This is a genomic window from Mucilaginibacter metallidurans (genome assembly GCF_003286435.2).
Taxonomy (GTDB): Bacteria; Bacteroidota; Bacteroidia; order Sphingobacteriales; family Sphingobacteriaceae; genus Mucilaginibacter; species Mucilaginibacter gossypii.
The window spans coordinates 577,081-597,182 of record NZ_CP043449.1; the positions used below are offsets into that span (position 1 = coordinate 577,081).

13 protein-coding genes are annotated in these 20,102 nt (G+C 42.0%); 6 read left to right on the forward strand and 7 right to left on the reverse strand.

What is annotated here, in order from left to right; genetic code table 11:
• Positions 1 to 4: 4 nt before the first annotated feature.
• The 4 genes from fucP to DIU38_RS02720 all read right to left on the reverse strand — a co-directional run bounded on the left by fucP (position 5) and on the right by DIU38_RS02720 (position 6,296).
• The gene (gene fucP / locus DIU38_RS02705) at positions 5 to 1,273 is read right to left on the reverse strand and encodes an L-fucose:H+ symporter permease (RefSeq protein ID WP_112656554.1); all 1,269 of its coding nucleotides are present in this window, start codon (positions 1,271 to 1,273) and stop codon (positions 5 to 7) included.
• A 53-nt stretch (positions 1,274 to 1,326) separates the two neighbouring features.
• Positions 1,327 to 3,279 carry a glycoside hydrolase family 97 protein gene (locus tag DIU38_RS33365; protein ID WP_112683119.1) on the reverse strand — a complete coding sequence of 651 codons (1,953 nt, stop codon included), beginning with the start codon at positions 3,277 to 3,279 and terminating at the stop codon, positions 1,327 to 1,329.
• 5 nt (positions 3,280 to 3,284) lie between these two features.
• Positions 3,285 to 4,925: an alpha-L-fucosidase gene (locus tag DIU38_RS02715; protein WP_112656556.1), complete on the reverse strand. Its 1,641-nt coding sequence runs from the start codon at positions 4,923 to 4,925 to the stop codon at positions 3,285 to 3,287.
• Between the two features lie 483 nt (positions 4,926 to 5,408).
• Positions 5,409 to 6,296, reverse strand: coding sequence for a helix-turn-helix domain-containing protein (locus tag DIU38_RS02720; protein WP_112656558.1), 888 nt, complete (start codon positions 6,294 to 6,296; stop codon positions 5,409 to 5,411).
• A 335-nt stretch (positions 6,297 to 6,631) separates the two neighbouring features.
• On the opposite strand from DIU38_RS02720, the gene DIU38_RS33720 reads away from it, so the two are divergent.
• The 6 genes from DIU38_RS33720 (at position 6,632) to DIU38_RS02745 (ending at position 18,205) form a co-directional block, all read left to right on the forward strand.
• Positions 6,632 to 9,070 (forward strand): two-component regulator propeller domain-containing protein, encoded by a 2,439-nt coding sequence (locus DIU38_RS33720; RefSeq protein ID WP_244311253.1) that lies wholly within the window; start codon positions 6,632 to 6,634, stop codon positions 9,068 to 9,070.
• Between the two features lie 44 nt (positions 9,071 to 9,114).
• Positions 9,115 to 10,785: a hybrid sensor histidine kinase/response regulator transcription factor gene (locus DIU38_RS33725; protein ID WP_244311254.1), complete on the forward strand. Its 1,671-nt coding sequence runs from the start codon at positions 9,115 to 9,117 to the stop codon at positions 10,783 to 10,785.
• A gap of 338 nt (positions 10,786 to 11,123) precedes the next feature.
• Positions 11,124 to 11,816: a glycoside hydrolase family 5 protein gene (locus DIU38_RS02730; RefSeq protein WP_208057612.1), complete on the forward strand. Its 693-nt coding sequence runs from the start codon at positions 11,124 to 11,126 to the stop codon at positions 11,814 to 11,816.
• An 88-nt stretch (positions 11,817 to 11,904) separates the two neighbouring features.
• The gene (locus tag DIU38_RS02735; protein ID WP_112656710.1) at positions 11,905 to 14,061 is read left to right on the forward strand and encodes a glycoside hydrolase family 3 C-terminal domain-containing protein; all 2,157 of its coding nucleotides are present in this window, start codon (positions 11,905 to 11,907) and stop codon (positions 14,059 to 14,061) included.
• A 22-nt stretch (positions 14,062 to 14,083) separates the two neighbouring features.
• Positions 14,084 to 16,492 carry a glycoside hydrolase family 2 TIM barrel-domain containing protein gene (locus DIU38_RS02740; protein WP_112656562.1) on the forward strand — a complete coding sequence of 803 codons (2,409 nt, stop codon included), beginning with the start codon at positions 14,084 to 14,086 and terminating at the stop codon, positions 16,490 to 16,492.
• Positions 16,493 to 16,693: 201 nt separating this feature from the next.
• On the forward strand, positions 16,694 to 18,205 hold the full coding sequence (locus DIU38_RS02745; RefSeq protein ID WP_208057610.1) for an alpha-L-fucosidase: 1,512 nt from the start codon (positions 16,694 to 16,696) through the stop codon (positions 18,203 to 18,205).
• A gap of 95 nt (positions 18,206 to 18,300) precedes the next feature.
• Here DIU38_RS02745 and DIU38_RS02750 read toward each other — a convergent pair whose 3' ends face one another.
• The 3 genes from DIU38_RS02750 to DIU38_RS02760 form a co-directional block, all read right to left on the reverse strand.
• Complete coding sequence (locus DIU38_RS02750) at positions 18,301 to 19,125, reverse strand: MBL fold metallo-hydrolase (protein ID WP_112656564.1); 825 nt, start codon at positions 19,123 to 19,125, stop codon at positions 18,301 to 18,303.
• Between the two features lie 79 nt (positions 19,126 to 19,204).
• Positions 19,205 to 19,807 (reverse strand): helix-turn-helix domain-containing protein, encoded by a 603-nt coding sequence (locus DIU38_RS02755; RefSeq protein ID WP_112656566.1) that lies wholly within the window; start codon positions 19,805 to 19,807, stop codon positions 19,205 to 19,207.
• A 54-nt stretch (positions 19,808 to 19,861) separates the two neighbouring features.
• A complete protein-coding gene (locus DIU38_RS02760; RefSeq protein ID WP_112656568.1) occupies positions 19,862 to 20,065 on the reverse strand; it encodes a hypothetical protein in 204 nt (67 codons plus the stop codon).
• Between the last annotated feature and the right edge of the window lie 37 nt (positions 20,066 to 20,102).

The following is a 20,102-nucleotide window of genomic DNA, read 5'->3' on the forward strand; positions in this document are numbered from 1 at the left end:
ATTGTTAAAGGATAGTTGAAACCGGTACATTTTCCGGCCCCACTTTTACACGATGTCCTTTCAATCCAAAAAGGGCCACTATCGCAAAGCATACCAACGGTACCACATAACCATTTTGAATATTGCCAGTTACATCGCTGATATAACCGAATGCCCTTGGCAACACAGCACCACCAACGATAGACATAATGATCAGGCTGCTGCCAAATTCCGTATCTGCCTTCAGATCTTTTATACCCAACGCGAAAATGGTTGGAAACATAATGGACATGAAGAAACAGATCCCAATTACTGTGTAAACCGTGATCATGCCGTGACCAAAAATGGCGATTGCGGATAGCAAGATATTGATACCCGCATAAACTGCAAGTAAAACAGCCGAGCTATAATACCTCATCAGGAAAGTACCAATAAACCTGCCTATTAGAAATGCAGCGCCGCACAAACTGAGATAGTAGGTCGTTTGCACCTCCGTAAGTCTGGCAGATTTCGTGGCATAAAGAATAAACAAACTAAATACACAAACTTGCGCGCCAACATAGAAGAACTGGGCAGCCACACCCCATGCTAAATGACGATGCTTCAGGGCATGGAAAATGTTTTTACTGGCTGCGTGTCCTTCATGCTGCTGGATCCTTGGCAGCCGTGTAAACGCAAAAAGTATGGCAATAAACACCAACACGCTGCCTAATATAAAATAGGGGGTTTTTACTGATGAAGCTTCGGCGGCCAGCGCCAGTTTACGGCCCTCTTCTGTCATTGCGCTTAATTGTGCCGGAGTATAACCTTTTGTCAATATAATACGCCCGCCAATTATAGGCGCGAGGGTGGCAGCAAGCCCGTTAAATGATTGCGCAAAGTTAAGCCTTTGTGTAGAAGTTGCGGGATCTCCTAATGAAGAAGCATAAGGATTGGCGGCAGTTTCTAAGATGGTTAACCCGCAGGCAATGATAAACAAAGCTACAAGGAAAAATGTGTACTGCTGCGTATTGGCTGCAGGTATAAATAAATAGGAACCAAACGCGAAAATTAGCAGCCCTGTGATAATACCTGTTTTGTAACCGTATTTTTTCATAATGAAACCTGCCGGTAAAGCCATCAAAAAATAGGCAATAAATACCGCGGAATCCACCAGAGTTGCCTGCACTGTGGTAAGCGTAAACGACTTCTTTAAGTGAGGTATCAATATCGGGTCGAGGTTATGTGCAAACCCCCACAGAAAGAATAAGCTGGTTATTAATATAAATGGGAAAAGAGTTTTATTCTTGGTCATGATCTGATCATTGTGTTAAACTTTTGTATGCCGGGTTAAAGGTTCTCAATTAATTACTGGGCAGTTATTTTAGCTGCCCATCCGCCTGCTGTATCCATATGGATGTTGATCACCGAGTTAGCCGATATCTTTTTTTCAGACCGGGTTAGGTCTTGAGGAGATGATAACACGTCGCTCCATGATGATAACGTATAGTTACCCGCCGGTAAAAAATCCATTTTCAAGTGTACAGTTCTTTCAGAATCGTTTGTCATCGCGCCGATATACCAGTCTTTTCCGCTTCTTTTGGCAATAATGACATATTGGCCCGGGTAACCGCCGAGTACCTTTGTATCATCCCAAACGGTTGGTATATTGTTTAAAAAATCGGCTCCGGGCTTGCCTAAAATGTTTTCAGGCGCATCGCAATAAACCATAAACGGACTTTCGTAGATCACGAATTTTGCCAGCTCGGCACATCGGCTGTTCATTACCTGGGTAGGGCTTCCCTTTCTGAAATCGCTTTTCTTTACATTCAGGAATCCGCCGGGAGTATAATCCATTGGCCCGGCCAACATACGGGTGAATGGCAATGTGGTATTATGCCCGGCTGTTATCCTGGTCGAAAATTTGGAATATTCTTCTCCTAAAACTCCTTCGCGGGTTACCATGTTGGGATAGGTCCGCTCAATGCCGTCGGGTTTAAAAGCGCCATGAAAATCAACCATCAAATGATACTTTGCAGCCGTTTGGATGATACGACGGTACCAGTTCACCATTTGCTGATCATCGCGGTCCATGAAATCAATTTTTATTCCTGCAATACCCCATTTTTCGTAAATCGGAAATGCTTTTTCAAAATTGTCATTCCGGTTAACATCCGAGCTATATAACCAAAGCCAGCATTTAACCTTTTTGGCTTTAGCATAGGCTAAAATCTCGGGCATATTTAATTGCGGGGCCACTTTGGTAATATCTGCTTCAGGCTTGTTAAATGGCCCATACCATTGCCAGTCAATAAGCATGTAAGGCCAATGTTGTGCCGATGCCAGGTCTATATACTTTTTGATCGTTGGCATGTCAACCTTTACGTCTCCGCTCCACCAGTTATCCCAGGCGCTCATGCCTGGTTTGATCCAGCTGGGATCTTTCAATACGTTAGGTGGGTTCAGGTTCTGTATCAGTTCCGATTCAATTAATTTACCTGGCGAAGCAGCCAGCATCACTACGCGCCAGGGTGTAAACAAATTATTAGCGAAGCGTGCTTTAACACCATTTTCACCTTCACCGGGTAGGGGCGATAGTTTGGTGATCAGGCTAATTTTGTCGGTAGTACCAGTGTCAGTTTTTGAGGATCCTATATAAAACCCCGGATAGTTATCAATATTGGCTTCAGTAAAAGCCGCATAATGATGCTGATCTAATTCTACCAGCAGGGGTAAGCCAGCAATTGTTTTATCAGTAATATGGTTTAGGTTTTTCGGTTGAAATTCGGTTTCCTGGGATGAGGTATAACTACCATAGTCTGCCACCCAGGTTTTTGCTTTTGCTGTTAAGCTAAAAGCGGTGAGCTCCTTTACTATCTGCCGGTCGCCGATTTTATCAGCCCCGAACAACTGGTAGCGAAAAGCAACACCATCGTTATAAGCTCTGAACAATATGTTCATGCGGCGCATTGGCGCTGATTTTTCAACCAGTGATAATTCCAGTTCATTGTAATGATCGGTTACGATACTGTGTTTAGCTTTTACTATCGGCGCCCACGTTTGGTTAACAGAATGCTCCACATGACCGGTTACGGCCATACCGTTGCCAAGAGCCGGTTCATCTTTAAACTCGAAACCGAGTGATGAAGGATGGACGATTGTTAAACCATTGCTGGAAACTGTATATTTCAGGTTGCTGGTGTTGTTTATTTCCACAACGGTTTTTTTATCCGGCGATACCAGCTTAAAAGTTTGCGCCAAAGAAGGAACTGCCAGTGAAACGGCAGTGATCAGGGCGTAACAAATTTTCAGGTTCATCATATAAATTAAACAGCTCCTTCTATTTTTAAAACAAACGCATCTTTACCGGGTGCCTGCTCAGGTAATTTTACTTTAAGACCGGCCTCAGTCTGCTCAAAAGTCAAATTGCCGTTTCCGAGCAAGCTTACACTGCTTATATTGCCTGCTTCATTACCTTTTGCTAACTTTTTAACAACGGCTTCATTCCCGGTTGGCCAACCCAGCATGGTAGCGTAAAGGGTTTTGCCTTTTACGGTAAACCGGATATCTTCGGCTCCGAATGGTTTGCCTTTGCCTTCATTAAAGCCCTGCGCGCTAATTGGAGCCGGTGAATCTGTTGCGGGCCCCTCTCCAAACACTTTCCAGGGGCGGGTGCCATAAATTGCCTCGCTGTTAACCTGCATCCAGGCTCCTATTCCCTCAACAACAGTTCGTTCTTCGCTGTCGATACTTCCGTCTCCCCGTAATGGGACATTTAAAAGCAGGTTGCCGTTTTTACTTACAATATCAACCAGGGTATGTACCACTGTTTTGGCACTTTTGTAGCCTTTATTATCAAATATGCGCCGATCATAATGCCAGCCGCCAATACAAGTATCGGTTTGCCACGGTAAAGGTTCTATCTGGTTACTTTGGCCACGTTCTATATCCCATATCATGCATTTACGTTGCTGCTCATTCAATACTTTAGCAAACAGTGCGGCCTGCAACTTTCCATGCTTTTTAATGCTGGTATTGTACATATGCGCCGCTATTTTTAAACCGGCGTCGCTCACCGGCCATAGGGGCAAGGCTGTATCATCAAAATAAATCAGTTCTGGGCCGTATTTATCTATCAGCTCAATGGTTCGGTTCAAAAACTTATCGCAATAAGCCTTGCTGGGCACGCTTGCGCCGTTGCCCCAGTCCCAATGGCTACCCATACTGTTGTTATCGAGGCTGTCCTTACTTAACGGATGGTTTTGTGCATATAATTCCTGTGGGTCGTAACCGTTCCACCATTTACCTGCACCATCAGCTTTGGTAAGCTTGCCATCATAAGGTACGCCTGCCAACGGGCCGGTTTTATCCGCGCGCTGGGCAACCTCGTACCAGGTCCAGGGGTGGGAGGCGTGTACAGTTACGCCAAAAGGCAAACCATGCTCTTTAGCTGCTTTGGCCCAGCCGCCTATCAGATCTTTTTTGGGGCCAAGTTTAGTGGAGTTCCAGCTTTGGTATTTGCTGTCATAAAGGTCAAAATTATCATGGTGATTGGCCAGTGCCATAAAATATTTGGCGCCGGCTTTTTTATATAGGCCAACCAACTCGTCAGGGTTCCAGTTTTCGGCTTTCCATTCATTAATAACGTCTTTAAAACCGAATTTGGAAGGATGCCCATATTTTTGGACGTGATATTTATACTGATCGCTGCCTTCCTGGTACATGCCGCGTGCATACCAATCACCACGTTCCGGTTGGCATTGCGGGCCCCAATGCGCCCACATCCCAAACTTTGCATCGCGAAACCAGTCCGGCACTTGGTACTGAGCCAATGAATCCCAATTTGGTTTAAACGGCCCAGAAATAGTTTCAGTGTTTGTTTGCAGTAAACTGCTACCAAATACCTTTGACAGATACAGAGATGAGAGTCCCGTGGCCATGCCTTTTATTAATGTTCTTCTTTTCATAATTGAGTTTGGAAGTTTTGAAAAAGTACCTATCTGGATCAGCTATGCAAACGAGCAGCCAGGCCTTTAAGTAAATTTCTATATGTCATTATCTATAATTGGTTGATGAGCAATTCACGTTAAATTGATCATCAATCAAATTTCTTTGAAATAATATTCAAATAGTTGACCTAATGGGACTTTTTTTTATACAAACCCGACTTTTTGAGTGGTTGATATTACGATTGAAGTTGAGATTTATAAAAGGATCGGATACTACTTAAATCATATTATTTTTCAGGTTTGCCTATAAATAGCTTATTTATTGAGAATTACTTAATAATGGAAATTAAGCGTTTGTTTACGCCATATCAGAATGCGTAGTGAAGGAAGGTTTGGGAACGGGATCGTAAAAATGAAATCATTGGCTGTTTCAGACCATGCTGTTCTCGGGTTGTGGCATTATTGGTGAAAAAAAGCGATAATGATAAGTAGGTATGAATACTAATGATTGAAGCCAACCTGGTACATCTGTTTTTTATATTCACTGGGCGACATACCGGTTAGCTTTTTGAATGTTTTGGAAAAATAAGAAAGGTTATCAAACCCGGTTTGTGTGCAGATCTCTGAGTAAGCCATTCTGCTTGTTGCCATCAGATATTGTGCACGTTCAATTCGTTTTTCATTTATATAATTTAATGGCCTGGTTCCTGTGTGCTGCTTAAATTGCCTTGAAAAGTAATCGACATTTTGATTTGCCCGGGATGCAAGCAGGTTTACGGAAAGATCCATATGTAAATTAACAAGGATATAATTTAAGGTTTCTGCAATTTTAATGGGTATAGATTTATGTTCCGGATGTTTAAATAATTGTGGGTTAAGGAATTTTGCGGTTAACATCATGAGGATACCCTGGGTTTCCAGGTACACGGAAGTGTTTTGTTGATTATTAAGTTCCTGATATTCCTTATAGTAGATATCTTTTTCATACACCTTAGGATTGTCTGACCGGTTAATTCCCCTCCCCGGGTTAATTTCAAGCAGCCTGTTAAAAAGGTTTATATCCATTTCGGTGGCCCTTGTTTTCAATACAACCCTGTGATTAGCAAAAAGCGAACTTCCATCCATAGAATCCTCAAAAAACTGAACAAAATACTGACCCAGATAATCGTTGCAGCTTAAATTACATAGGGTGAAGCTTGGAACTATGTACAAATAACCCGGTTCAAGTTTTAGCAAGCTGGCTGCATCTGAAATTTCACCTTCTCCATCATCTATATAATAAATGCGATAGTAAGGACTGATCACATTCCTGTAATTCCATTTTGGGTTTAACCTTACGTAATCAACGTTAAGGAGCGAGAAAGTATGCTTTAAATTCCTTTTAATCATCTGAACTACAAATATGCAAATTGATTTGACACACCTAAAAGTATATGAGTGGTTTAAAGATAATGAAGTCGGTTTTTTACAAAAAAAAGTCCATTTAAATCAAAATTTGAATGCTTATTTTACTGTAGGTTTGAATTAACCAATATAAGCGGTAAAAGAATAGGCTTTCCTTTTTAACGGTTGGTGGAAGTTTGAAAGTATCCTCATAATCGGGTGTTTTTGGATTTATACGTTCAAAATAGGATATTTACTAAAGCCATATTAAAAAAGACTTGTTTTTGTGAAGATAGTCTAACCTATTGATCGAACTTTATGAGTACCCCTATCCCTAAGCTATGAGATATAAATTATCCATAAGCATGCTTGTTTTACTATTGACGCTGCGTGTCGCTTTTGCACAAAATGGTAAATATCAGTTTTCGCAGTTAAACCGAAGTAATGGCTTATCGCATAACCAGGTAAACTGCATTTATAAAGACTCCGAAGGTTTTATGTGGTTCGGAACTGCATCAGGGCTTAACCGTTATGATGGCTACAGTTTTAAAATATTCAAGCATGACGCAAATAACAAAAAGTCGCTTAATGATGATTTTGTAAGCGGTATTTTTGAAGGACCCGGCAAAAAATTATGGGTATCAACCCGCGGAGGATATTGTTTTTATGATCCGGAAACGGAACAGTTTGACAGTGATATGTCGGTAATGACGCGCTCGTTAAAGGTTCCCGGATATCCTAACGTATCTAAAATAATTCGCGGTGGTAAGGGCGAGTTTTGGCTGGTGTGCCCGGATTCCGGTCTGTACAGGCATAATGAAATAAACAAAACAACCCGTCGGTATTATCATCACCGTTCAGGTGCGTCATTGTATTCAAATTTTATCTCAGATATAACACTGGATGCAACCGGCAATGTTTGGGTGGTGTACCGTAACGGCATCGTTGAGATGTTCGATATCAAACAAAACAAAATTACTTATCATACCGAGGTATTTAATAAAGCCGTTAATAACAAAGATGCTTATTACGCTATTACTGTGGATAAGGACAATGATTTATGGTTTTACACACCTGGTTTTTACGCCAACGCGTATTATTACAGTCCCTCAAGCAGGGCGTTCAGGCCTATCGCTAACGAACCTTCGGGGCTCAAATTAAAATCTAATATCATCAGCAACATTATCCAGGCCGATGACGGCCTGATATGGATAGCAACCGACCACGGCGGTATAAATTTGTTAGATAAAAAAACTTTCACATTTACCTATTTATTGAACAGGGAAGATGATGCCAAATCATTAAGTCAAAACAGCGTTATCAACCTTTATAGAGACGATTCGGGTATTATGTGGGCAGGCACCTTTAAAGAAGGTGTAAGTTATTATCACAAAAATATTATCCGGTTCCCATTGTACAGGCATTTCGCTTCAGATCCTAAAAGTTTGGGTTTCGAAGATGCTAACAAGTTTGTTGAAGATAAAAACGGGAATATTTGGATTGGTACAAACGGGGGAGGCTTAATTTATTTTAACCGTGAAACCGGCAGTTTTAGGCAGTATAAGTATGAACCAGGAAATGCAAACAGTCTCAGCAACGATATTATTGTCAGTTTATGTATCGATCATGATCAAAAATTGTGGATAGGGACATATTTTGGCGGCCTGGACTGCTTTGACGGAAAAACGTTTACCCACTATAAACATAACGATAAGATAGCCGGGAGCCTTGCCGATAACCGGGTGATGAGTATTTTCGAAGATTCATCGCATAAGTTATGGATAGGGACATTTGCAGCCGGGCTCCAGATATTTGACAGAGAAAAAAAGAAATTTTCCCCTCCCTTTAAACAAACAGATATCAGGTGTCTTTACGTTTCTGCTCTGTTTGAAGACCGCAAAGGCAATATTTGGGTTGGAGGATACTTTGGTATCGATGTGATTTTAAAAAATACAGGCAGGTTTATTCATTACAGCATAAATAAAGATGATCCTAACAGCTTAATCAGTAATACAATCAACTGCATTAACCAGGACAAGCACGGCTTGATCTGGATAGCTACACGCTACGGATTAAGCATACTTAACCCCGAAACCAACAAGTTCACATCACTAACAAAGCGAAACGGGTTACCAGATAATGCCATATTGCAAATACTGGAAGATAGCAAAGGAAGAATGTGGTTTAGTACTGCTAATGGTTTAAGCAGGGTAACGCTTATTGCCCAAAAGGCTCCTTACGCTTTTAGGTTTGAGAATTTTGATGAAACGGATGGTTTGCAAGGCAGGGAATTTAATGACCAGGCAGGGCTCAAAACCCGCAAGGGCGAACTTATATTTGGCGGCGGGCATGGTTTCAATATTTTCGACCCGTTAGCCATACATGCCAATACCAACAAGCCTAAACTAACTTTTACTGATTTTTTGCTGTATAACAAAAGTATTAAAGCCAATGAAGAAGTTAACGGACATGTGGTATTGTCAAAAGCTATTTCGGCAACCCGCGAGCTGACACTGACACACAGCGAAAATGTATTTACCATTGAGTTTGCCGCACTTAATTTCTTTAATCCCAACAAAGTAAAACATCAGTATATGTTGGAAGGCTTTGATAAGGATTGGATTGATGCCGATAATGCTACGCGAAAAGCAACCTACACCAACCTTGATGGCGGCGATTATACTTTTAAAGTACGGGCGGTTAGCCAGGAAGGGCGGTGGGACCCTGATTATATCACATTAAAAATTAAGGTATTGCCCCGTTCTGGAAATCGACAATAGCTTATTTTATTTATATATTACTTTTATTTGGGATCCTATTTTCCATGCGCCGGCGCGGAATTCAAAAAATAAGAAGGCAGTTTGAAATCGAAAAGGAGAAACGTGAGGCTAAATTGTTAATTGAAAATGAGCGGCAGGAGGCCAGGCGTATGCATGAACTTGATATGATGAAAATTAAGTTCTTCACCAATGTAAGCCATGAATTCAGGACTCCTTTATCATTGATCATGGCACCTGTTGATAAGATTTTAAAGCAAACCGAGGCCAAAGAGCAGAGAAATCAGTTGCAATTAATTAACCGTAATGCCAAACGGTTACTAAATATGGTAAACCAGTTGCTTGATTTCAGGAAAATGGAGGTGCAGGAACTTAGGCTGCATGCACGGAGTGGTGATATTATCAATTTTATTAAGGAAATGGTTTATTCGTTCTCGGATGTTGCTGAAAAAAAACATATCAGGCTGGTATTCGATTCGGAAATTCAAAACCTGATTGTCAACTTTGACCACGATAAAATCGAACGCATCATCTTCAACCTGCTTTCTAATGCTTTTAAGTTTACACCTGATGGCGGGCATATAAGCGTTTTATTGGCGATACTCGAAAAGGACTCCGGAAAGCAACAGCTTGAGATAAAGGTTATTGATACGGGTATTGGTATTCCGTTAGATAAGCAGGACAGGATTTTTGAACGCTTCTTTCAAAACGAGGTGCCGGGCTCTATGGTTAACCAGGGTAGTGGGATAGGGCTGTCGATAACCAAAGAATTTGTAAAGCTGCACAACGGTGAAATATCAGTTCAAAGCGAACCTGGCCAAGGCAGCTATTTTACCATACTCTTGCCGGTTGATTTAGCTACAGAAGAAGAAGTATCGATAAATGAACCTGATTTTCACCGGACAGCAGTATCCGAAAACCCCGATTGGGTACAGGCGGGGGGCGGCAATTCAATTAAGAAGCTTTCTGTTTTACTGGTTGAAGACAATGAGGATTTTCGTTTTTATTTGAAAGACAATTTAAATGAAACTTTTAACATCATCGAAGCTGCTAATGGAAAGGAAGGATGGCAGAAAACCCTGGCCCTTCATCCTAACCTTGTAGTCAGCGATATTAGCATGCCTGAGATGAATGGCATAGATTTATGCCGCAAAATACGAAACGATAAACGTACATCACATATACCGGTTGTTCTCCTTACTGCTGTTACAGATGAAGAACAGCAATTGCAGGGACTTGAAACGGGCGCCAATGATTACCTGACCAAGCCTTTCAATTTCGAAATCCTTACTTCTAAATTAAAGAACATACTGACCATGCAGCAAGATATGCGTAAAACTTATCAAAAGCAGCTTGATGTTAAACCAACTGAAGTAGAAACCGAATCACTTGATGAAGCGTTTATAAAAAAAGCAGTACAAATAATTGAAAAAAACATTGACAACGCCGAATTCTCGGTAGAGGAATTGAGCAGCGAATTATGTGTGAGCCGCGTAACCCTGTACAAAAGAGCGCTGGCTTTAACAGGAAAATCTCCCGTAGATCTGATCCGCACCATCCGCCTCAAACGTGCCGCACAGTTGCTTGAGAATTCACAGTTAACTATATCACAGATCTCCTACAAAGTAGGCTTTAAAAGCCAAAAGTATTTTGTACGATGCTTCAAGGCCGAGTTTAATTGCCTTCCATCTGCGTATGTCAGCAATAAGAACAAATAGTGTTTTATAATCGATTTTACCGCAAGCAAATCGCTTTTATTATTTTTAAAAAAACGATTTACCTGATTTTGTTATTGGTTTAACTTGATGCTTTTTGGGTCTTTTTGTTAAATTTAGTACAACATCTGTTTCAGTTACGACCGATTATTAGGTATAAATTCACTTTAACATATTGTAAATAAGTACAGTATGTGGTTTTAACATTTGTGTCCCCATTTGTGAACAATCGATTGCACCCCGGCATTTAGATTAGCAGCGTAATTCAATGTTTCTTTATTGTAAAACGCAATTAAAGTTGGGCATTGCTTAAGCCAATTTTCAAACCTGCTTAATTTACTATGATGCTAAAACGTATACTTTGGTGTACTACTGTTATTTTTTCGATTGCTTCTCCGCTCAAGGCCGCTTATTGCAATAGTCCTCAAAAGGCAATAAAAGATACAGCCGTTGTCAGAACAATTTATCCGTCATACAATATATCGCCCAAAGCCCCCGATAAAACGAGAATGGATAACACGGCAGTTCAACAGGCAGCAAATATCACATTGGGCTGGAACATCGGCAACACAATGGAAGCGCCCGGCGGCGAAACTGGCTGGGGCAATCCTTTAATCACAGAAGATTATATCAAGTTGGTTAAGCGGAGCGGTTTTAATGCTATTCGTATCCCTTGTGCCTGGGATCAATATTCAGATAAAAAAACTGCCAAAATACAGGATGCCTGGTTAAAACGCGTAAAACACGTAATACGATATTGTGTAGAAAACGATATGTATGTGTTGCTCAATATTCACTGGGATGGAGGTTGGCTTGAAAATAATATTACTCCGGCAAAACAGGATTCTGTTAACGGTAAACAAAAAGCGTTTTGGGAACAAATTGCAACGGCAATGCGCGATTTTGATGAACATTTGATGTTTGCCAGCGCCAACGAACCCAGTACAAATGATGCCGCCCAAATGTCGGTACTGCTTTCATATCACCAAACGTTTGTGAACGCGGTGAGGTCAACAGGTGGCAGAAACAGTTAACGGGTGTTAATTGTCCAGGGCCGTCGACTATCGAAATCATAGCCGCTGATAAATAATGTTTAACAAAGGATTTAAAGAAATAATGTTTATGAAATGCATAGTTACTTGTTTTATTGCTCTTCTATTTTTCGGCAGTGTATCTGCACAAAACAAAAACGAGGCTGCCCTTAAATTAAAGATCAATAGGATCATCAAAAAGATGACACTTGAAGAGAAAATAGCAATGTTGCACGGCAACGCTTTATTTTCTTCGGCAGGTGTGCCCCGTTTAGGTATCCCTGAATTGACCTGCGACGACGGGCCATTAGGAGTACGCGAGGAAATTAAACGTTTTGACTGGGCTTCGGCTAACTGGACAACCGATTCGGCTACGTTCTTACCCAATGGTTCGGCAATAGCTGCCACCTGGAACCCTATAATGGCCAATAAATATGGCGTGGTAATAGGAGAGGAAGCGAATGCCCGAAAAAAAAATGTAATGCTTGCACCGGCATTTAATATCTGCAGGATGCCTCTTTGCGGCCGTACTTATGAATATTACTCAGAAGACCCTTATTTAAACAGCCAGTTGGCCATTCAATCTGTAAAGGGGATTCAAAGTCAGCACGTGGCTGCCTGCATTAAACACTTTGCAGCTAATAACCAGGAACTCGACCGCGATAGTGTAAATACAATAGTTGATGAAAGAGCTCTACAGGAAATCTATTTCCCGGCTTTTAAAGCCGCCGTTCAGCAGGGCAATGCTTATACCGTTATGTCGGCTTATAATAAGTTAAATGGTTATTGGTGTTCTGAAAATGGGTATTTATTAAACAAAGTTTTAAAAGGAGACTGGGGCTTTAAAGGCGTAGTTATGTCTGACTGGGCCGGCACACATCATACCGTCGCGGCGGCAAATAACGGCCTGGATATTGAAATGGGTTCAAGCGGACCTTATGATCAATGGTATCTGGCTAAACCATTGCTTGCCGCTGTTAAAGCCGGGGAGGTTTCAGTAAAAACTATTGACGATAAAGTGGGCAGGATTTTATGGCTCATGTACCATACATCTATGAGTACCAACCATCCAAAAGGGGCTATCGCAACACCGGAGCACACTAAAGCCGCATATGATATCGCCTCAGAATCCATAGTTCTGTTGAAAAATGATAAACAATTATTGCCGTTAAAAACAAGTGAGATCAAACGCATAGCAGTTATAGGGGATAATGCCGTACGCACTTTCGCCTTAGGAGGATATGGCGCGGGTGTAAAGGCTAAACAGGAGGTTACCGCATTAGAAGGTATAAAATCAAGGTTCGGCAAAACTGCCGATATCAGGTTTGCACAGGGTTACAGGGCAAGTTATCTGGCAAGTAAAACTGCTGAGCAAAATGGCGACTATAATGAACCTGATCAGGACCTGATTAATGAAGCCGTAGCGCTCGCTAAAAGCAGTGATGTTGCCATTTTGTGTATCGGTTCAAACCGTGAATACGAAAGTGAAGCCCATGATCGCAAAAGTCTGGAATTGCCTTTTGGCGAGCAGGCTTTGGTTAACGCTGTAAGTGCCGTTAATCCTAATACCATTATTATAGTAATGGCTGGTGCGCCATTTGACCTGAACGAAATCAAGAAATCAAATCACACTATTGTTTGGTCATGGTTTAACGGCTCAGAAGCCGGCAACGCGCTTGCCGATGTGTTAAAGGGTACTATAAATCCATCCGGCAAATTGCCATTTACCTTTCCTGCTTCGTTAAATGATTCACCTGCGTTTAATTTAAATACCTATCCGGGCAACAATCTCACAGCCGAATATAAGGAGGGAATATTGGTTGGTTATCGTTGGTATGATACAAAAAATATAGTGCCGCTGTTCCCATTTGGTTATGGCCTTTCTTATACCGATTTTTTTGTCAGCAAACTTTCCACAGATAAATCAATTTATAAAAAAGACGAAACGATCCATGCGAAGTTTGCGATCAAAAATACAGGAGGAAGAAATGGTGCCGAAGTTGTGCAGCTGTATGTGAATGACCCGGTTTGTTCGGTACAGCGCCCTGAAAAAGAGCTCAAAGCATTTAAAAAGATATTTTTAAAGGCCGGCGAAACAAAGACGATAGAAATGCAGGTGAAAGCTGCAGATCTGGCATTCTATGATGAAGCAAAAAAAGGCTGGAACACAGAAGCCGGCGAATACGTTCTTGAGTTAGGTAATTCATCCCGTAATATCATTCTTAAAACAAAAATTGCAGTTAAATAACTGTGTTAAGCATATTACTTTTATGAAAAGAATAACAATAGCCACCTTGCTTTTGGCTTATAGTGTTCTAAGTTTTGCCCAATCTTCGGTTGGCTCCGGGCGAAAACAATTGTTTGATTACAATTGGAAATTTAACCTGGGCGATGATTCGCTGGCGCGGTTACGGGATTTTAATGATAATGCCTGGCGTAACCTTGACTTGCCGCATGATTGGAGTATTGAAGGGAGCGTAAGCCCCAAAAATCCAACGGGAGGTGCGGGCGGTTATTTCCCGGCGGGTATTGGCTGGTATAGAAAAACGTTCAAGGTAGCCACTGAATGGAAAGGAAAAAGCGTTTCCGTTTATTTTGAGGGCGTTTACATGAACTCGGAGGTTTTTATCAATGGTAAATCCCTTGGTATCCGGCCTTATGGTTATTCGTCATTTAGGTATGATCTTTCGCCTTACCTGGATTTTAACAAAGAGAATGTGATAGCCGTACGTGTGGATAATTCACAGCAAATAAACAGCAGATGGTATAGTGGTTCCGGAATCTACCGCCATGTGTGGATTGACGTTACCAATCCCTTACACTTAGCCGATTGGGGAGTAGCCATTACAACGCCCGAAGTCTCTTCAAAACAGGCTTCGGTACAGGTTAAGGCTACTGTAAAAAATGAAACCGACTTTCCGCAGCACATCGCTGTTAATACCCGGCTGCTGTCCGGTAGCTTTAAAGATGCGGGAAATAATACAACAAAGGTCGAGTTACCGGCACACAGCGAAAAAGAGGTTACTCAAATTAAAAAAGTATCGAAGCCATTATTATGGACACCGGAAACCCCTTATTTATATCAGGCTCAAATCCAGGTATTAAAAGGCAATGAAAAAATAGATGAGACAAAGACCTCTTTTGGTATCCGCTCGGTAAAATTCACGCCGGAAAAAGGTTTCCAGCTTAATGGTAAAACCGTAAAGATTAGCGGCGGATGTGTCCATCATGACAACGGCTGCCTTGGCTCCGCTGCTTTTGACCGGGCCGAGGAACGTAAAGTTGAGTTAATGAAAGCTGCCGGTTTCAACGCTGTACGCACATCTCATAATCCCCCTTCCGAAGCTTTTTTAGAAGCTTGCGACAGGTTAGGTTTATTAGTTATTGATGAGGCTTTCGATGGCTGGAGAATTGGTAAAAACAAACACGACTATTCGGTATATTTTGATAAATGGTCGAAACGCGACCTGGAAACAATGGTGCTGCGCGACAGGAACCATCCTTCAATTTTTATGTGGAGCATCGGTAATGAGGTTGTTGAGAGAAACAAGCCGGAGGCTGTTGTGACCGCTAAAATGCTTGCAGGTATTGTTAAAGGTATAGATAGCACACGACCGGTAACATCGGCAATTGTAAAGTGGGGCAATGACTGGGAATCTTTAGATCCGCTTATGGCAGCTCACGATGTTTGCGGTTATAATTATCAACTGCAGGGTGCTCCTGCTGATCATAAAAGGGTGCCCTCCCGTGTTATTTTTCAAACGGAATCATACCCGCGGGATGCTTTTGCCAATTGGAAGCTGGTACAAAATAATAATTATATTATTGGCGATTTTGTATGGACAGCGATAGATTACTTAGGCGAATCGGGAATTGGCCGCTGGTATTATTCGGGCGATGTGCCCGGAGAACATTGGGAAAACGATTTTTTTCCGTGGCATGGTGCGTATTGCGGAGATATAGATTTAACCGGATGGAGAAAACCGATTTCGCACTACCGCAGCATGTTGTACAACGATAAGGAAAAGCTGTACATGGCTGTCCGCGAGCCAAAGCCCGAACCATTGGAAATCAAAGAAACCTGGTGGTCGGTATGGCCTACCTGGGAAAGCTGGACATGGCCAGGCTTTGAGGGAAGAAAATTAGATGTAGAAGTGTATTCCAAATATCCTAAAGTAAGACTTTACCTTAATGACAAACTTCTTGAGGAGAAGCCTGCAACAGTAAATCAGGAATTTAAAGCTACTTTCTCAGTACCCTATACGCCAGGGACCCTCAAAGCAGTGGGCGTTGAAAATGATAAGGAAATTGAATCAACTACGCTGCAAACTTCGGGCTCCGCTGCTAAGATCAGGCTCATTGCCGACCGTAAGCAGCTATTGCCGAATGGGCAGGGCCTATCCTATGTTTCAATTGAAATCACTGATAAGGATGGCGTACTACAACCAAATGCATCAAATCGCCTTCAATTTAAAATTGAAGGGCCTGGTGTAATAGCCGGGGTGGATAATGCGGACGTGAAGGACACTGACCAATATACAGGCAATTCGCGCAAAGCCTGGCATGGCCGGGCCATGGTGGTAATCAGGAGTACTCATAATGCCGGCGATATTAAGCTTACCGTTAGGTCGGCGGGGTTATCTGATGCAACTATCGCCATTAAAGCGCTCACACATTGACACAGGGGAAACATGCAGGGAACGCGCCAATTATTGATATATCAAAAAAGAACATGAACGTCCGGCCAATATTATGGCTGAAATCAAATAAGAATATATTGTTTGATAAGGACTATGCCGAAAGTTTTTCGCTTGGGCTGTATGAGCCCGAGTTTATTGAACTACGATAGATTTTCTGTTTACATATAAATACCTGAAAAAATGATAACTAACCTTAAAAAGATTTTCGCACTTAGCTTCGTCCTGTCGGGGATGTCGTTGATGCTGCATGGACAAGAGCTGTCCGTTAACAATGGCCCGTTCAAGCCTTCCGATACCTCTTTTAAACAATACCAGTATCCTGCGTGGTTCAGAGATGCCAAGTTTGGTATTTGGGCGCATTGGGGGCCGCAAGCGGTGCCGCGCCAGGGTGATTGGTATGCCCGTAACATGTACATTCAGGGCAGCGAACAAAATAAATATCACGTTGCACATTACGGGCATCCGTCAAAGTTTGGTTATAAAGACATTATACCATTATGGAGGGCGGAAAAATGGGATCCTGAGAAATTGATGGCGCTATATAAAAAAGCCGGGGCAAAATATTTTGTTAGCATGGGTACCCATCATGATAATTTCTTTTTATGGAACTCTTCACTGCACCGGTGGAATGCCGTACAAATGGGCCCTCATAAAGATGTGGTTGGCATTTGGCAGAAGGAGGCTAAGAAGAACGGTCTTAAATTTGGCGTGTCGGAGCATTTGGGCGCAAGCTTTACCTGGTACCAACCTTCACATAGTGCCGACACCTCCGGCGCTTACAAGGGTGTTCCATACGATGCGAATGATCCAGCTTATGCTGACTTATATCACCCGAAAGCGAAAGCCGATGATCGCGGCTGGTATACTACAGATCCTGAATGGCAGCGTACCTGGTATAAATCTATTAAAGAACTGGTAGATACTTATCACCCCGACCTGCTTTATTCAGATGGCGGCTTCCCGTTTGGGGATATTGGCCGTGACATGTTAGCTAATTTTTACAACGGAAATGTCGCCTACAACAATGGGCAGCTCACCGCTGTTTATAATTGCAAGCAACCTTCGCAGGGTATGTGGGTACAGGATCTTGAAAGGGGCGTGCAGGATTCCATCAGTCCGTATCCATGGCAAACGGATACTTCTATAGGCGATTGGTTTTATCGTACCGGCCAAACCTACAAAAGCGGTACCGATATCATACGGATGCTGGTAGATATAGTGAGTAAGAATGGGAACCTGTTAATCAATATTGTGCAAACACCTGAAGGGGATTTGGAGCCCGATATGTTGAATACGCTTGATGAGATAGGTAAGTGGACTGCCGCCAACGGTGAAGGGATCTACGGATCACGTCCATGGAAAATATTTGGAGAACGCCCGGGGAATGCAGTAAAAGTTAAAACCGACAACTTTAATGAAGACCGGATGAAATACACGGCAGAAGACATCCGCTTCACAAGTAATGGCAACAAGCTATACGCATTTCTGCTTGACATACCTACCGCGGATATTCGAATTAAGTCGCTGGGTAAATCATCGACAGTAAATACAAAAAAGATACGCTCCGTGAAACTTTTGGGCAGTAAAGAAAAGATACAGTGGCTGCAGGAAGCGGATGCGCTTGTTATCAAAAAGCCCGTAAACTTGCCAGCCTGGAAGGTGTCAGGTTTAAGGATTGATCTTGCTGATTAAGGGAATCTGCTTAAGATAAACAAATTAAATGACAGGCCTTCCCGCTTCAGCAGGAGGGCCTGTCCATTTATGTACTTTCCATTTTGGTATTTGATTTAATGTTCCTGGCTGCCAAAAAGGATTGGGCTATAAATATCTATCAGCTTTGCAGCCGCGTAGGAAGGGTATGCAGCTAACAGGGCCAACTTGTAGTCTTCAGCATTGTTTGATTCGGAGAAGATTTCGCTGCTTTTGTCAAGATAGACCAGCGCGTTGTCAATGGCAGCTTTATCGGCAGGAGTGCCGTGCCCAGGTAAGACGATGTCATATCCCTCAATTCCTCTGAGTTCCTTCAATACAGTTTTCCAGCCTTCAACAGAACCTGTAATAAAGGCGTGGGCATTGTGATAAAGAACATCCTGGGCAATTACAATTCCTAATTCCGGAAGCTTAATTACCAATGCACTCGGCGACTCGGTATTTAAAACACGTTCAAAAACGAACCTGGTTCCGCCTATAATTTCCTCACCTGGTTCAACAGCTTCTGTAGGGAGCGCGAGCTTACCGGCAATAAGGCTGCCCATTTGTTGTTGTTTTTGCTGTAATTCGTGCGGGCCGTGTACTAACAATGATGATATGATCTCGGGCAGCGCGTAAACTTTTACGTCTGCAAAGGCATCGCCCATGCCCAGGTAATGGTCGGGGTGATCATGCGTTACATAAAAACGCGATATCGGTTTCTGAAGGCTATCGGCCATTGCGCGGAATTCCTGCCCGTATTGCGCGAAAAACTGTCCATCCACCAGGATTAGTTCACTGGGTAATTCAATGATATGCGTTGCATTAGCAAACATTGGCGCCGGTGATACCAGCGTATGGACTTTTACATTTCCATTATCCTTTACCATGTAAATGGTTGCTTTGGGAAGTTGATTTGTCATCGTTTTATTTAGTTAAATATTACGATGCAAAGCTATTACCGCAAAAACGGGCGATACTATCAGTATGCTTTAGTTATTATCAATTTGCATACTGCTGACGATAACTGGCAGGTGATATTTGAGTTAACGATTTAAAAAAGCGAACGAAGTTAGATGGCGCGGAAAAGTTATGCTCATAACTGATTTCCGAAATCGTCTTGCCGGTGGTTAATAAATCACTTTTACAGGATTTCAGCAGTTCATCATGGATTATGGAGAGGGCATTTTTTCCGAAGGTTTCCTGGCATAAATAATTAAGACGGTTTCGGTTAACGCCAAGCAAATCTGCATATTGTTTAACTGTTTGCTTCATCCGGATATTATGCCTCAATAACTCTCTGAATTTTAAAATTTCAATGTTTCGATAGAGGTTCCCCTTCAATTGATAATGATCTGTATAGCTTCTGTTAACCAGGATAAGCAATTGATAAAGATATGCCCTCAATAAGTGATAGCTATCAGTGCCAAGCAGATCAATCTCATGTTTAATGCTTTTCGATAACTCAAGCAATATATTTGTTTCTTCTTCTTCTAAGGGTAAAGTGGCTAAAGCATCGTAGTTGCCAAAGTAATAAAGCCGGTTCAGGAAATAATTATCTTTAAGAAAAGCTTCCATAAACTCCCCTTCAAATATTACAACCATACCTTCGGGAGAACCTTGCAGGTGCCATTGCCTCGGTTGGGCAGGGGGTAAGAGTTAAGCTACCGGTCCGGCAAGTTCCAGTTTGGTATCTTCCAATAAAATGTGGCCGGCTACTTCCTTAAAGAAAAACATCTCATAAAAGGAAGTTGCGTGAAGCTCCTGCAATGATAAACTTCGATGGGCTATTTCGGCCACGTTAAAGCAATCAATGAGCAGCTCTTTACCATATTTATTTTTATAAAAATCAAACCGGATCATCTGTAAATTAATAGAAGATTTGTCAATTTAAGAAATC